This window comes from Streptomyces rubellomurinus (genome assembly GCF_000961885.1).
Lineage (GTDB): Bacteria > Actinomycetota > Actinomycetes > Streptomycetales > Streptomycetaceae > Kitasatospora > Kitasatospora rubellomurina.
In genome coordinates this window covers 38744-52069 of sequence record NZ_JZKH01000002.1, presented here as the reverse complement: position 1 = coordinate 52069, position 13326 = coordinate 38744, and the positions used below count along the sequence as shown (strand labels likewise).

General features: G+C 75.0%; 15 protein-coding genes. 10 read left to right on the top strand and 5 right to left on the bottom strand.

All coding sequences use genetic code 11. The features are described 5' to 3' along the window. Window positions 1–110 precede the first annotated feature (110 nt). From VM95_RS01520 to VM95_RS01510, 3 genes are all read left to right on the top strand, one after another. Window positions 111–2888, top strand: a complete 2778-nt coding sequence (locus tag VM95_RS01520) for an alpha/beta fold hydrolase (protein ID WP_045692119.1) — start codon at window positions 111–113, stop codon at window positions 2886–2888. Next, complete coding sequence (locus VM95_RS01515) at window positions 2885–3742, top strand: ABC transporter permease (RefSeq protein ID WP_045692118.1); 858 nt, start codon at window positions 2885–2887, stop codon at window positions 3740–3742. The genes VM95_RS01520 and VM95_RS01515 overlap by 4 nt, the downstream gene beginning before the upstream one ends. 99 nt (window positions 3743–3841) lie before the next feature. Then, window positions 3842–4441, top strand: a complete 600-nt coding sequence (locus VM95_RS01510) for a dienelactone hydrolase family protein (RefSeq protein ID WP_045692117.1) — start codon at window positions 3842–3844, stop codon at window positions 4439–4441. Between the two features lie 85 nt (window positions 4442–4526). Here VM95_RS01510 and VM95_RS01505 read toward each other — a convergent pair whose 3' ends face one another. After that, window positions 4527–5792, bottom strand: a complete 1266-nt coding sequence (locus VM95_RS01505) for an MFS transporter (protein ID WP_045692116.1) — start codon at window positions 5790–5792, stop codon at window positions 4527–4529. A 120-nt stretch (window positions 5793–5912) separates the two neighbouring features. On the opposite strand from VM95_RS01505, the gene VM95_RS01500 reads away from it, so the two are divergent. The 3 genes from VM95_RS01500 (at window position 5913) to VM95_RS01490 (ending at window position 7198) form a co-directional block, all read left to right on the top strand. Further along, window positions 5913–6326: an ArsR/SmtB family transcription factor gene (locus VM95_RS01500; protein ID WP_045692115.1), complete on the top strand. Its 414-nt coding sequence runs from the start codon at window positions 5913–5915 to the stop codon at window positions 6324–6326. A gap of 69 nt (window positions 6327–6395) precedes the next feature. Continuing rightward, the gene (locus VM95_RS41165; RefSeq protein ID WP_045692114.1) at window positions 6396–6857 is read left to right on the top strand and encodes a hypothetical protein; all 462 of its coding nucleotides are present in this window, start codon (window positions 6396–6398) and stop codon (window positions 6855–6857) included. A gap of 194 nt (window positions 6858–7051) precedes the next feature. Further along, a complete protein-coding gene (locus tag VM95_RS01490) occupies window positions 7052–7198 on the top strand; it encodes a hypothetical protein (protein ID WP_208615387.1) in 147 nt (48 codons plus the stop codon). A gap of 48 nt (window positions 7199–7246) precedes the next feature. Here VM95_RS01490 and VM95_RS01485 read toward each other — a convergent pair whose 3' ends face one another. After that, window positions 7247–8278 carry an aminoglycoside phosphotransferase family protein gene (locus tag VM95_RS01485; protein WP_045692112.1) on the bottom strand — a complete coding sequence of 344 codons (1032 nt, stop codon included), beginning with the start codon at window positions 8276–8278 and terminating at the stop codon, window positions 7247–7249. Window positions 8279–8365: 87 nt separating this feature from the next. Here VM95_RS01485 and VM95_RS01480 point away from each other — a divergent pair, with 87 nt between their 5' ends. Beyond that, on the top strand, window positions 8366–9058 hold the full coding sequence (locus tag VM95_RS01480) for an alpha/beta fold hydrolase (RefSeq protein WP_045692111.1): 693 nt from the start codon (window positions 8366–8368) through the stop codon (window positions 9056–9058). On the opposite strand, the gene VM95_RS01475 is transcribed toward VM95_RS01480, so the two are convergent. Beyond that, entirely contained in the window at window positions 9055–9357 is a 303-nt protein-coding gene (locus VM95_RS01475) for a DUF6191 domain-containing protein (protein WP_157881967.1), read from the bottom strand. The two genes, VM95_RS01480 and VM95_RS01475, sit on opposite strands and share 4 nt — an antisense overlap. 297 nt (window positions 9358–9654) lie before the next feature. Between VM95_RS01475 and VM95_RS01470 the strand changes: the two genes are divergently transcribed. Both VM95_RS01470 and VM95_RS44000 read left to right on the top strand, forming a co-directional pair. Continuing rightward, the gene (locus VM95_RS01470; RefSeq protein WP_045692110.1) at window positions 9655–10401 is read left to right on the top strand and encodes a class I SAM-dependent methyltransferase; all 747 of its coding nucleotides are present in this window, start codon (window positions 9655–9657) and stop codon (window positions 10399–10401) included. An 82-nt stretch (window positions 10402–10483) separates the two neighbouring features. Then, window positions 10484–11185, top strand: coding sequence for a signal protein (locus VM95_RS44000; RefSeq protein WP_244178568.1), 702 nt, complete (start codon window positions 10484–10486; stop codon window positions 11183–11185). Window positions 11186–11269: 84 nt separating this feature from the next. Here the strand turns inward: VM95_RS44000 and VM95_RS41160 are convergent, their stop codons facing one another. After that, a complete protein-coding gene (locus tag VM95_RS41160; protein ID WP_045692109.1) occupies window positions 11270–11734 on the bottom strand; it encodes a hypothetical protein in 465 nt (154 codons plus the stop codon). A 25-nt stretch (window positions 11735–11759) separates the two neighbouring features. Continuing rightward, window positions 11760–12854 (bottom strand): hypothetical protein, encoded by a 1095-nt coding sequence (locus VM95_RS01455; RefSeq protein WP_052707082.1) that lies wholly within the window; start codon window positions 12852–12854, stop codon window positions 11760–11762. 125 nt (window positions 12855–12979) lie between these two features. Here VM95_RS01455 and VM95_RS01450 point away from each other — a divergent pair, with 125 nt between their 5' ends. Further along, complete coding sequence (locus VM95_RS01450; protein WP_045692108.1) at window positions 12980–13294, top strand: hypothetical protein; 315 nt, start codon at window positions 12980–12982, stop codon at window positions 13292–13294. Window positions 13295–13326: the final 32 nt, after the last annotated feature.

Genomic DNA, 13326 nt, shown 5'->3' with positions numbered 1-13326 from the left:
GTGAGCCGTACGATACCGGCGTTCACCGGTGCGAACCGGGCAAAAGGTGCGGTGGCTCGGGGGGTGGCCTTATCGGACGCCTACCGGGGCGGCCGATACGATCAGCGGCCATGGAGTTCGGTGGGGCGTGGCGGCGTTGGCGCGGCCGGAAGACGTCCGTGAGACGCAGGGTGCTGGCCGGGGCGGTGGCCCTGGTGGCGGTGGCCGGGGTCGGCACGGCCACGGTGGCCTCGGGCGGCGAGCGGACGGTCCGTGAGGAGGACCGTTTCCTCAGCATGCCGGAGACGCCCGGCAGCACCCAGCAGGTCCAGCTGGACACCTCGTTCTTCACCACCGGCGACAGCCCGCGCCCGGCGGTGCTGCTCGCGCACGGCTTCGGCGGCTCGAAGGAGGGCGAGCGCGAGCGCGCCCAGCAGCTCGCCCGGCAGGGGTACGCGGTGCTGACCTGGTCGGCGCGCGGCTTCGGGCACTCGGGCGGGAAGATCGGGCTCAACGCGCCGGACCGCGAGGTCGAGGACGTCAAGCACCTGGTGGACTGGCTGGCCCAGCGCCCCGAGGTGCAGCTCGACGGGCCCGGCGACCCGCGGGTCGGCATCACCGGCGCCTCCTACGGCGGCGCGATCTCGCTGCTCGCCTCCGCGTACGACCACCGGATCAAGGCCGTGGCCACCCAGATCACCTGGTGGAACCTGGCCGACGCGCTGTTCCCGCAGGGCGTGCAGGGCTCGGGCGCGGCGGACGGCGTGTTCAAGAAGCTGTGGGCCGGGATCTTCTTCACCACCGGCTCCGCCGGCGACCTCGGGCCCTCCGGCGGTGCGCCGCGCGCCGGCGACAAGCCGCAGCAGGGCGGGGACGGGCCGGTCGGCTGCGGGCGGTTCCTGGAGTCGCTGTGCCAGATGTACAACCGGGTGGCCACCGCCGGGCACGCCGACCCGGAGGCCGTCGCGCTGCTCGACCGCTCCAGCCCGTCCTCGGTGGCCGGGCAGCTCAAGGCGCCGACGCTGGTCGTGCAGGGGCAGCAGGACTCGCTGTTCCCGCTCGACCAGGGAGACCGGATCGCGCGGGCCGTCGCGGCCAACGGCGCGCCCGTCGCGGTGGACTGGTTCGCGGGCGGGCACGACGGCGGGACGGACACCAGTGCGCGGGTGGACGACCGGGTGACGGCCTGGTTCGACCGCTACTTGAAGGGCTCTGGTGGCGGCGACACCGGGCCGGCGTTCCGGGTCACCCGGACCGGGGGCGTCGACTCGACCGGATTCCAAGCGGTGCTGCGCGGGGCCACGGCGGACCGGTACCCGGGGCTCGGCGGGACGGGGACGCGGACGGTGGAGCTGGCCGGCGGGGAGAAGACCGTCGCCAACCCGCCCGGCGGCGCGCCGCCCAACATCTCGACGCTGCCCGGCATCGGCGCGCTCAGCCAGGCGGCCTCGCTCGGCGCCGGGCTGTCGCTGGACTTCCCCGGGCAGAACGCCGCCTTCGACTCGGAACCGCTGGACAAGGCGCTGCACCTGACCGGGCAGCCGACCGTGCCCGTGCGGGTCAAGGCCGACCGGTCGGACGCGGTGCTGTTCGCGAAGCTGTACGACGTCGGGCCGGACGGGAAGGCGGTGCTGCCGCAGCAGCTCGCCGCCCCGCTGCGGGTCACCGGCGCGGACGCCGGGCGGACGGTGACGGTGGCGCTGCCCGCCGTCGACCACGACTTCCCGGCCGGGCACCGGCTGCGCCTCGTGCTCGCGGCCACCGACCTGGCGTACGCCTCGCCCGCCGAGCCGGCCACCTACCAGGTCACCCCGGCCGGGGCGCTGAGCGTGCCGACCGTCGAGGAGCTGGTCACCGAGGCGGCGCCGCTGCCCGCCCGGACCTGGGCGCTGCCGCTGGTCGCCGTGGCGGTGGCGGCCGCTCTTCTGCTGGTGCCCCGGCTGCGGCGTCGGAGGGTCGCTGATGTGGAGTTCGATCCGGAGCTGGCCGGGGTGCCGCTGCAGATCACCGGGCTGAGCAAGCGCTACAAGGGCTCCCAGGACCGCTACGCCGTACGGGAGTTGGGCTTCCGGGTGGAGCAGGGGCAGGTGCTCGGGCTGCTCGGCCCGAACGGCGCCGGCAAGACCACCACGCTGCGGATGCTGATGGGCCTGATCCGGCCGGACGCCGGGGAGATCCGGATCTTCGGACACCTCGTCCGGCCCGGCGCCCCCGTGCTCTCCCGGGTCGGCGCGTTCGTCGAGGGCGCCGGCTTCCTGCCGCACCTCAGCGGACGGGCCAACCTGCGGCTGTACTGGCAGGCCACCGGGCGACCGGAGGCCGACGCGCACTTCGCGGAGGCGCTGGAGATCGCCGGCCTCGGCGAGGCGCTGGAGCGCGCCGTGCGGACGTACTCGCAGGGCATGCGGCAGCGGCTCGCCATCGCCCAGGCCATGCTCGGCATGCCGGACCTGCTGATCCTCGACGAGCCGACCAACGGGCTCGACCCGCCGCAGATCCGCGAGATGCGCGAGGTGATGATCCGGTACGCGGCCGGCGGGCGGACCGTCATCGTCTCCAGCCACCTGCTGGCCGAGGTCGAGCAGAGCTGCACCGACCTGGTGGTCATGGACCGCGGACGGCTGGTCACGGCCGGGCCGGTCGGCGAGATCGTCGGCGCCGGCGAGCTGCTGATGATCGGCGTCGCGGCGGGCTGCGACCCGGAGGACGTCGCCGGGAAGGTCGGCGCGCTGGCCGGGGTCGGCTCGGCGGAGGCCGTCGAGGGCGGACTGCTCGTCCGGCTGGACGGGCTGGCGGCGAGCGACCTGCTCGCCGAGCTGGTGCGGCTCGGGGTGCCGGTGGAGAGCGCCGGGCCGCAGCGCCGGCTGGAGGACGCGTTCCTGTCGTTGATCGGAGGAGGTGCGGCGTGAGCTCTGTGGTCGCTACGGATCATGCCGAGGGGTACCGGGCGGGCCGGACGCTGCCGCTGCGGGTGGAGGCGATGCGGCAGCTGCGGCGTCGCCGCACCATGGTGGTCGGCGGGGTGCTCGCCGTCATGCCGTTCGTCATCCTGGCCGCGTTCCAGATCGGCGGCACCCCCAGCCGCCCGGACCGGACCACGTTCATCGAACTGGCCACCGCCTCCGGCGCCAACTTCGCCGTCACCATGCTGTTCGTCGGCACCGGCTTCCTGCTGGTGATCCCGGTCGCGCTGTTCTGCGGCGACACCGTCGCCTCGGAGGCCAGCTGGTCCTCGCTGCGCTATCTGCTCGCCGCCCCCGTGCCCAGGGCGCGGCTGCTCGCCCGCAAGTTCGCGGTCGGGCTGGCGTTCTCGGCGGTCGCGGTGGTGCTGCTGCCCACGATCGGGCTGGCCGTCGGGACGGCGGCGTACGGGTGGGGCGACCTGAAGCTGCCCGCCGGGGCCAGCCTGCCGGCCGGGGAGGCGCTGCCCCGGATCGCGCTGGCGGTGGCCTTCGTGTTCCTGAGCGAGGTCGTGATCGCCGCGCTGGCGTTCTGGCTCTCGACGGCGACGGACGCGCCGCTCGGGGCGGTCGGCGGGGCGGTGTTCGCGTCGATCATCACGGCGGTACTGGACACCATCACCGCGCTCGGCGACCTGCGGCAGTGGCTGCCCGCGCACTGGCAGTACGCCTGGGCGGACGCGCTGCAGCCGCAGCTGGAGTGGGGCGGGATGCTGCAGGGCGTGTCGCTGTCGCTCTCGTACGCGGCGGTGCTGCTGGCGCTGGCGTTCCGCGGGTTCGCGCGCAAGGACGTGGTGTCCTAGGACGGTGGCGGTGGCGGTGGCGGTGGCGGTGGCGGGGGATCGCGGGTGGGGGATCATGGGTGGGTACCGCTGATCTCGTCTGGTGAAGGACCCGAAACCGTGGCCCAGATCGTCCTCTTCCACTCCGCCCACGGGCTGCGCCCGGCCGTGCACGCCGCCGCCGACCGGCTGCGCGCCGCCGGGCACACCGTGCACACGCCGGACCTGTTCGACGGGCGGACCTTCGACGACACCGAGGCGGCGACCGCGTACGAGGCCGCCGGCGCGTACCAGGAGGAGATCGGCGGCAGCGAGGAGCTGCTGCGGCGCGCGGTGACGGCGGTCGCCCCGCTGTCCGCGGACGGGCTGGTGTACGCCGGGTTCGCGCTCGGCGGGGCCGTCGCGCAGAACATGGCGCTGGCCGACGAGAAGGCGCGCGGGCTGCTGCTCCTGCACGGCACCTCGGACCTGCGGGAGGACGCGGCGACCGAGATCCCGGTGCAGCTGCACATGGCCGAGCCCGACCCGTTCGAGCCGGAGGACTGGCTGAACGCCTGGTACCTGCGGATGCTGCGGGCCGGGGCGGACGTGGAGGTGCACCGCTACCGGGGCGCCGGGCACCTGTTCACCGACCCGGACCTGCCGGACTTCGACGCCGAGGCGGCGGAGCGGGCCTGGGCGGCGGCGCTGGACTTCCTGGCGGAGCTGGACGGCCGGTAGAGCCGGACGGTCGGTGGAGCCGGACGGTCGGTAGAGGGGTGCGGCCGGGGGCGGTCGGTCGCCCCCGGCCGCACCCGGCGGTGGTTCACGCGGGGTCGGTGACCCGGCGGCGGGTGGCGCGGACCAGCAGGCCGCCGAGGACGGCGAGGGCCAGCAGGACCAGGCCGAACACCGTGGCGCCGGTGGTCAGGCCGACCGCGTCGCTGAGGTAGCCGGCCGAGACCGGCAGGAGGCCGGCCGGGAGGTAGCCGCCGACGTTGAGCGCGGCGTTGGCCTCGGCCAGGCGCTGCGGCGGGACGGCCGAGTTGAGCAGCGACAGGCCGCCGAGCTGCCCCATGCCCTGGCCGGCGCCGGCCAGCAGCGCGGCCAGGACGAGGAGCGCCACCGCCTCGGTGCGCACGGCGGCGACCAGGGTGAGCATGCCGAGCGCGGTGGTCGCGGCGCCGGCCGTCAGGATGGTGCGGCGGCGCAGCCGCTGGACGGCGAACTGCACGCCGGTGGCGGCGAGGAACATCACGAAGGCCATCGCGCCGGCGACGATCCGGCTGCTGGTGCCGAGCAGGCCCGAGAGCAGCGAGGGGCCGAGCGAGAGCACGAACGAGGTCGCGGTGATGCCGGGTGCGAACACCGCGATGCCGAGGGCGAGTTGGCGGCCGGTGCCGGCCGGCACACCGGGGACGCGGATCCAGGGGCCGGTCGGCTTCGGCTGGGGGCGTCGCTCGGACCGGGGCAGTGGCATGCGGAGCACGGTGAGGACGGCGGTGGCCAGCAGGACGGCCTCGACCGCGAAGACGGTGGTGGTCGGCGCGGGTGCCAGTTCGGAGAGCACGCCGGCGAGCAGCGGGCCGAGCCCGGCGCCGAAGACCATCGCGCAGGAGGCGAGCAGGGCGGCCGTCCGCCTGCGGGCCGGGCCGGCCACGTCGGTGACGGCGGCCATGCCGGCCGAGACGACGGCGCCGACCGCGATCCCGGTGAACAGCCGGGCCACGATCAGGGCCGCGACGCTGGTCGCGGTGCCGAAGACCAGGCAGGCGGCGAGGGCGAGGACGAGCGCCGGGAGCAGGACGGGCTTGCGGCCGATGCGGTCGGAGAGCACGCCGGAGACCAGCAGCGAGCCGATCAGGCCGACGATGTAGAAGGCGAAGACGACGGTCAGGGTGCCCTTGGAGAAGCCGATGTCGTGCTGCCACAGGACGTAGAGCGGGGTGGCGGCGTTCGAGAGGACGAAGACGGCGGTGACCGGCCAGGCGGCGAGCCAGATCCACCACAGGGGGGTGGTGGTCGGTGCCGCCCCGGTGGTGGGGGCGGTGGCGGTAGCGGGCGGCGCGGGCGCGGTGGCGGTTCGGGGCATGACGGTGTCTCCCGTTCGGGTCGGGCTGCCTCATCAGTACGAGTCGAGTCGAACTTAGCATGCAGTACGATTGGAGTCGTACTGGAAAGCCGGATCGATGCGCGGTGTGAGGAGTCGTCAATGGCTGGTGCTGCGAAGGGTGTTGCGGCCTTCAAGGTGATCGCGGAGCCCACTGACCTGCCCGAACCGCTGGCCGAGCCGGGTGTCGACGAGCTGCGGCTGGAGACCGTGCTGGGCGCGCTCAGCGACCCGCTGCGGCTCACGATCGTGCGCAAACTCCTGCTGGAGTCCGAGGACTTCGACCACTCCTGCGGCTGGTTCGGCCTCGACCGGCCCAAGTCCTCGCTCACCCACCACTTCAAGGCGCTGCGCGAGGCCGGCGTCACCCGGCAGCGGCAGTACGGGCTGGAGCGGCGCAGCCACGTGCGGGTGGACGACCTGAACGCGCGCTTCCCCGGGCTGCTCGACCTGGTGGCGGCCTGGACGCCGCAGGGGCGACGGGCGGCTGCCGGGCTCGGCCCAGGGGCGCCTTGACCTCAAGGCGGCTTGAACTCCTAGCGTGAAGACGTTCGGCGGGGGTTCGACGAGAGGGAGGGTGCTCGCGTGGCAGTCGAGGAGTACGCGCATGAGGTACTGGCCGGGCAGCCGATCGGGGCGTGGAGCGGCGAGGTGTACCGGCGGGTGGTCGGCGGACTTCGTGACCAGTTGGCGGTGGAGGGCCTTGCGCAGCCGCACTGGTGGACGCTCAACCACGTGGCCGGGGCGCCGGGGGCGTGGACCCGGGCGACGCTGGTCGACCGACTGGCGCGGTACGAGGACCTCGGGCTCGACTTCGACGCCGTGTTCGACGATCTGGTCGCACGGGAGTGGCTGGTCGAGGGGGCCGAGGGCGCCATGACGCTGACCGAGGCGGGCGAGGCCGGGCGGCTGCGCGCCCGGGAGCGCAACCTGCGGGTGCACCTTCGGACGCACGAGGGGATCGATCCGGAGGACTTCGTGACGACGATCAACGTGCTGCGGAGGATGGTCGACAACCTGGGCGGGGACGGGAACCTGCCCGCGTGAGGCGGTGGCGACTGCCGGGAGTTGCCGGAGAGGATGGGGGGATGGACGAATCCGAGTGGGTGACCCTGTTCTGCTTCCCCAACGTCTCCGGCAGCCCCAAGCCGTGGCAGCTGACCGCGGTTTGACTGCGTGACCGGGGGATCGACTGGTACCCGTTCGCGGGGGAGGACGTCCGGATCGACCTGATCTGCGGCGTGGGCGCGGACGGGCACTGGCACGGCACGGTCGCCGTTCGCTTCCGGGCCGAGGTGCTGCGGCGGCTGGGGCTGCACCCGGACCAGCCGACCTCCGCGCCGGCCGACCCGCTGCCGCCCAAGTGGTGGGGGCCTTGGGGGCGTTGAGCCGCGCGGCGGGTTGGGCGGGGCTGGCCGTGACGGCCGTGACGGCCGTTACGGCCGCTTCGCCGGGAGCGGGCGGATGGTCGGCCAGCGCGTGAGCATGGCCCGGCGGACGGCCGCGGCGAGCCGGCCGAGGTGCCGGAGGTCGTCGCGGTCGGCCGCCAGGCCGTCGACGACGGCGAGGCGGTGGGCCAGGCGCTGGCGGGCCGTCGCCGTGCCCCACGTCCAGTCCCGCGCCGGGAGTTCGGCCAGGTGGTCGGTGGCGCCCCGGCGGGCGCGCTGGACGAGGGCGTCGCCGCGCAGCAGCCAGCCGGCGCAGGCGTCGGTGAGGTCGCCGTCGACGTCGGTGCCCGTCGCGTCGCGCCAGGCCGTCCGGTAGGCGGCCTCCGCCGCGTCGAGCAGGGCCGGCGGCGGGGCGGTGGAGCACCAGCAGGTGGGGAATCCGATGCGCAGGTAGGCGAGTTCGACGATGCCGTGGCCGAGCGAGGCCTGCTCGAAGTCGATGAAGCGCACGCCGTGGGTGGTGTGCAGGTCGTTGCCGGGGCAGGGGTCGCCGTGCAGCAGGGCGTGGCCCGGGGTGCGGTGCAGGCGGGCGAGGAGGCCGTCGAGTTCGGCGCGGACGGCGGACGGGGCCTCGACGCCGAGGGCGGTGGCGAGGTGGAGGAAGGACTCGGTGTCGCGCTCGGTCGGGCCGGACCAGGCGGGGAGCGCGCCGCCCGCGTCGGCGGGGCCGGTGGTCGCGTGGAGGCGGGCGAGCGTCGTGGCGTAGTCGATCAGCCAGTCCTCGCGGGGCTGTTGGTGCTCCAGGAGTTCGAGGACGAGGACGCGCTCGGCCGGGTCGGTGCCGAGCAGCCGCGGTGTGACGGGAGGGCCGGAGCGGGCGGCGAGCCGCAGGGCGGTGACCTCGCGGGCGTAGCGCTCGTCGGCCTCCGGGCCGTCGACGAGCTGCTTGACGACGACCGGAGTGCCGTCCACCTCGGCCCGCCACACCCGGGACCGCGGGCTGCTCTCCAGGCGGCAGCTGCGGCGGGGCGTGCCGAGCTCGGCGCGCAGGTCCGTTCCGAACGGCATCGTCGACGACATGGCCGGATCCTCGCACGCGGTGAATGTCGGTGTCCTCTGGAATAGTTGGGGCTCAGGGGCACTCTGCTGACGCTCGGGGGAGAACCGATGGCGACGTACGTGCTGATTCATGCCGCGGCGGTCGACGCGTGGTACTGGGGGCCGCTGGCCGCCGAGTTGCGCGGGCGGGGCCACGAGGTGGTCGCGCCGGACCTGCCGTGCGAGGACGAGTCGGCCGGGCTCGCCGAGTACGCGGACGCGGTGGTGGCGGCGATCGGCGAGCGGCGGCGCGAACTCGTTCTCGTGGCACACTCGTTCGGCGGGTTCACCGGGCCGCTGGTGTGCGACCGGGTGCCCGTCGACCTGCTGGTGATGCTGCAGGCACAGGTGCCGGCGCCCGGCGAGTCGCCGGGGGAGTGGTGGGGGAACACCGGCTACGGGGCGGCCCGGCAGGAGGCCGACCGGCGGCGCGGCGTCGCCGAGGGCGTCGAGGAGGACGTGCGGACGCTGGTGCTGCACGACACCCCGGCCTCGCTGGCCGCCGAGTTCGTCGCCGGGCACCAGCGGGTGCAGTCGGCGGCGCCGTTCGGGAGTCCGTGGCCGCTGGCGGCGTGGCCGGAGGTGCAGACCAGGGCCCTGTTGGCGCGCGACGACCGTTTCTTCCCGGCCGAGTTGATGCGACGGGTCGTCGCGGAGCGGCTCGGCTTCCGGCCGGACGAGATGCCGGGCGACCACTGCCCGATGCTCGGGCACCCGAAGGACCTGGCGGACCGGCTGGAGGCGTACCGGGAGGGGGTCTAACGCCGGGGGACGGTCACGGTGCCGTTGTCGAGGTCGATCCGCAGGCCTCGGGGCGGGGCGCCGTCGCCGTGGTCGTCGTCGCGCAGGAGGAGCCGGGTCTGGCGCTGCTCGATCTGGACGCGCTTGTTGGCGTTGAAGAGGGCGTGCAACTCCTCGGTCGCGGTGGCGCCGAGGCCGAGGCCGGTGGCGGACCGGCGCCGGGCGGAGAGGCGGCGGGCCAGCCCGGCGGGACGGCCGGAGCGGACCACGACGTAGCGGGCCGAGGCCAGCAGGAACGGCACCAGGACCGGGAGGGACATCAGGAGCACGCTCGCCGTCATCAGCATGGTGGGTCAACGGGTGTGAGGCGGCCGGGAGTTCCGGTGGCGGGGCCGGAGGAAACCCGTCGGAACCCGTGGGCCGGGCGCGGGCCGGAAGTGGCCCTCGGCGGGGCTGTGGGGGTGCGCCGGCGGGTGCGGGGGCGGGCGCCGGGGTGGGGCGGCCCACCGCGGCGGGCGGGGCCCGTGGCGGGCCTTCACGGGATTCGGCACATGGTGCCTGACCTGGTCTTTTCCCGTTCCCCGGCCTAGGGTCGGAGGCATTCGAGAGGGGGCCGAATGGATCGGACCGTACGGACCGTCGAGGACGTTCTCGCGCTCCTGGACGGGCTCTTCGCAGCGGAACCCCGGGCCGGGGGCGCGCCCTTGCGGACCGGTGACGGGCGGGAGTTCTGGGACGGCTTCTACGCGGACCGGTCGCGGCCGGTGCCGTTCTTCGCGGCGAAGCCGGACGAGCACCTGGCCGGGTACGTGGAGGGCGGGTCGATCGCGCCCGGGCGGGCCCTGGACCTGGGGTGCGGGCCCGGGCGGAACGCGCTGTACCTCGCCTCGCGCGGCTTCGAGGTGGACGCCGTGGACCTGTCGCCGGTGGCGGTGGCCTGGGCGCGGGACCGGGCGCGGGAGGCGGGGGCGGACGTCCGGTTCCTGTGCGGTGACGCGTTCGCCCGCGCGGGAGGGGAGTTGGCCGGTCCGTACGACCTGGTCGTCGACTCCGGGTGCTTCCACCACCTGGCGCCGCACCGGCGGGTCGGCTATCTGGCGCTGCTGGAGCGGGTGTTGGCGCCGGGCGGCCTCCTCTCGCTGACCTGCTTCGCGGCCGGGGAGGGCGGCATGGGGTCGGAGCTGGGCGACGCGGACCTGTACCGGGCGGGCTCGCTGCAGGGCGGGCTGGCGTACTCGCCGGAGGCGCTGCGGTGGATCTTCGACGGCTACGAGGAGGTCGAACTGCGCCGGATGCGGGAGGAGCCGCCCGATTCGGCGCGCTTCGGGGCACCGTTCCTGTGGGCCGGGCTGTTCCGCCGGTAGGGGCGGGCGGCGGGCGCCGCAGCGCGGGACGTCGGGTGGGCCGACTTCCGGTGCGGCGGGTGGGGCCTCGTACGCTTCGCGCATGCACATCAGAAGATCCATAGCCCTGCTGGTCGGCGCGACGGCGCTGGTCGGCGCATGCTCCAGCGCGCCCGCCGCGCCCCACCCGGACGCGAGCACGCCGGCGCCCGCGGCGTCTGCGGGCGCCGGGGCGTCCGGGACGTCCAGTGCCTCGGGTGCGTCGCCCGGGGCGTCCGCTGCCGGTTCCGGCGGCGCGCCGACGAAGCTGAGCGCGGCCGAGGTGCAGGGCCGCTGGTGGACCTGGGCGGCGTCGAGCGCCAGTGACGTGAACCCCGTCTCGGACCGGGACGGCCACCTGTGCGCGCAGGGGCAGAAGGGCGGCATCTGGTTCCTGGCCGGCAGCTTCGGCGAGACCGTGACGCGCTCGTGCACCGTGCCCGCCGGCGTGCCGGTCGCGTTCCCGCTGGTGAACCTCGTCGGCGAGGCGGCCGACTGCGAGGCGTTCATGGCGACGGCGAAGGGGAGCGCCACCCTGGACGGCAAGGCGCTGGAGCCCGACCGGTACGAGGGGACGACCGTGGCTATCAGCGGCGTGGAGGGCAATCCGCTCACCCAGCGCGGGGGCCGGTTCAGCACCCGGGCCTGCGGGCTGTGGGTGCAGGCGGAGCCGCTGGCGCCCGGCAGCCACACACTGAGCATCAGGGGGTCGTCGGGGTCCTTCGCGGTCTCCGTGGACTACGCGCTCCAGGTCTCGGCCGGCTGAGGGGCGGCCCGTGCTGCCGCGCGGGACGTCGGACGGGCCGACTTCCCGCGCGGCCCGCCCGGCAGGACGGGCCGAGTCCAAGCCCTAGCGGCCGAGGTGGGTGGCGAGGGACTCGATGGTGCGGCGGCGGGCGGTGAACAGGGATACGGCGGAGCCGTCGGTGAAGTGGAGGCGGAAGCGGGCCATCAGTTGGAGCCTCGGGCGGCGTTCGATCCGCTGGATCAGGTGGCGGGGGGCGTGCCACATGACCTGGCCGGGCTTGCGGCGGTCGACGGAGGACGTGACGAAGGCGAGCCGCTGGTCGGTGACCATCAGCAGCCTGTGCATCACCGTGCCGTCCGTGCTCGGGAAGCCGCTCGCGATGCTGCCCGACTGCCCGGTCACCGCGCCGAGTCGGGCCAGGGCGTTGCCGACCTTGGCGCCCGTGCCGTCCCCGATGCCCTTGGCCCCGGACACCGGCACGACCGTGGCGACGTCCAGCAGGCGCTCGCCCGGGGCGAGGAGCGGTTCCACGGCCTGGCGGTGGAGGTTCATCAGGGCTTCGGTCATGCGGCACAGGGTAGGGGAGAAGTGATCATGACCTGGCCGCGGGGTGGGACCGGAGCGCCGCGAGGCCGCGGGCGAGGTCGAAGGCCGCGACGGGGTCGCCCTCGTCCGTCCACGGCTTCGCGCCGCACCAGGGGCCGATGCGACGGAACTGCTCCAGCGCGGCGTCGTAGCGGCGCGCCCTGAGCAGGTACTGCGCCAGGTGGTGCCGGAGGCCCTGCAGGTCGGGGTCGTCGTCGGGGACCTGGTTCAGCGAGCGGGCGACGGTCTCCAGCAGGTCCTTGGCCGCGCGCGAGGACGGGAGGGCGGAGAGGCCCTTGCGCCGGGTGAGTTCCCGCAGCGCGTGCAGGTGGACCGCCGCGAGCGGGCTGCCGGCCGGTGCCTTGTGCACGGCGCGTTCGGCGAAGTCGAGCATCAGCTGGTCGCTGCCCGCCCACTTCGCGCACCAGTACTGCAGGGCCTGGGCGTGGCCCTCGTAGTGGTGCGGGGCGCGGGCGACGAGTTCCTTCCAGAGCGGGCGGAACTCCTCGCGGTCGTACCGGAGTCCACGGGCGGCGGTGACCATGACCACCCAGGGCCCGGGGTCCTCGGGCGCGAGCGCGGCGGCCTGCTGCGCGGCGTCCATCGCGGCATTCGACTGGACCATGAACCGGGCCATCCGGCCGGCCGGGACGTTGTGCGCGTAGTCGGCGCCGCGGACCGCCCACGCGCGGTGCAGGAGCAGCTGGGCGCGGACGGTGGCGGCGGTGCCGTCGCCGGGGCGGGCGCCGAGCCAGGCGTTCAGCCAGGTGTCGTCCTCGGCGGCGAGCTGCTGGAGGAGTTCGTGCCGGGACCAGCGTTCGTCCCAGTCCTGGCCGGCGGCTTCGACGAAGGCGGCCGCGGCCCGCCAGTCACCGTCCCGGGCGTCGTTCGCGAGGGCCCGGATCTCCTTGCGCTCGTGGGTGGGCGGCGGCCCGGCCCGGTGCGCGTTGAGCTGTTCGCGGGGCGGGAGCCCGTACGCGGCCGGGTCGAAGCGGGGGCCGACCCAGCGCGTCAGGCCGAACTGCCGCAGGCGGGAGCCGAGTCGGTAGCGGTAGGCGAGCGGCACGGCGAGGCCCAGGACCAGGATGACGAGGACGTTCACGGGCGTGATCATCCTGGGGATCGCCGTGCCTGACAACAGTTCCCGGGTGGTGCTGTCGCCCGAGGGGGTACGGCGGTGCCCGCCGGGTGCGCGGGCCGTGCCCCGGATCCGGCAGGCTTCGGGGCATGGCGATCGCGAAGAAGGGCACGCGGGGCCTCGTCGTCGACGGGGCCCGGTACCGCTGGGTGGTCTCGCCCGGTGACGAGGCCGGGGTGGGGGTCGTCGTCCTGGGCGAGGACGGCGACGGGCAGCGCGTGGTGGCGTGGTTCGAGCACGGGGTGGTGGTGGCGCCGGGGTTGGTGGCCGGCGTCGTCCGGGAGGCGTTGCTCCACCACGGGTGGACGCCCCGGGCGCGCGGTCGGCAGCTCACGTTGCGGTGCCCGGGCCGGAGCCCGGATCCGGCGCGGCCGGGGCTGGTCGCCCGGCCGCCTGCGGCTTGAGCGAAGTGGTCGCGTGGGACGTCGGCCGGGCC